We start from the raw sequence: 552 nt of genomic DNA on the forward strand, positions 1-552 counted from the left end.
AAATTAACAATTCCTACTGAACCAAACTTATACAAAGAGTTAGCTGAACATCCTAATGTTGTTCGTGTCGTTGTATTATCAGGTGGTTACAGCAGAGAAAAAGCAAATGAATTACTTAAAGATAACGCTGAACTTATCGCAAGCTTCTCACGTGCATTAGCTAGTGATTTAAGAGCTGGACAATCTAAAGAAGAATTCGATAAAGCATTAGGTGACGCTGTAGAATCAATCTACGACGCATCTGTAAACAAAAACTAATTTATACATTAAACATATTTTTTGATATAAACTACTAAAAGGACTCATACATGTGCTTTAAAGGCATTGTGTATGAGTCTTTTTGATTAAAGTTGATTTTGCCATATGTATTATAGATTACGCGAAAAAATCGGACAGCTGAAAAATCTATAAGATTTCTCAGTTGCCCGATTTTAAATATAGCTATTAGAATTTAGTTTTCGTAGTAACCTAATTCTAAGTCTTTTGAAGTTTGTTTACGGATTTTTCTCATTAATTTTTCGTCTTCAATTAATGATTCACCGTATGATGGAA

The 552-nt window shown here is 31.5% G+C and carries 1 protein-coding gene and 1 pseudogene; one reads left to right on the plus strand and one right to left on the minus strand.

Annotated features, from left to right (window positions below):
• Positions 1–258, plus strand: a pseudogene (locus IDG60_RS00890) (fructose bisphosphate aldolase); the annotation flags it as partial.
• 193 nt (positions 259–451) lie between these two features.
• Here the strand turns inward: IDG60_RS00890 and IDG60_RS21755 are convergent.
• The coding region (locus IDG60_RS21755; RefSeq protein ID WP_241013318.1) for a hypothetical protein at positions 452–552 on the minus strand (101 nt) is incomplete at its 5' end.

It is taken from the genome of Staphylococcus sp. EG-SA-2 (assembly GCF_017152085.1).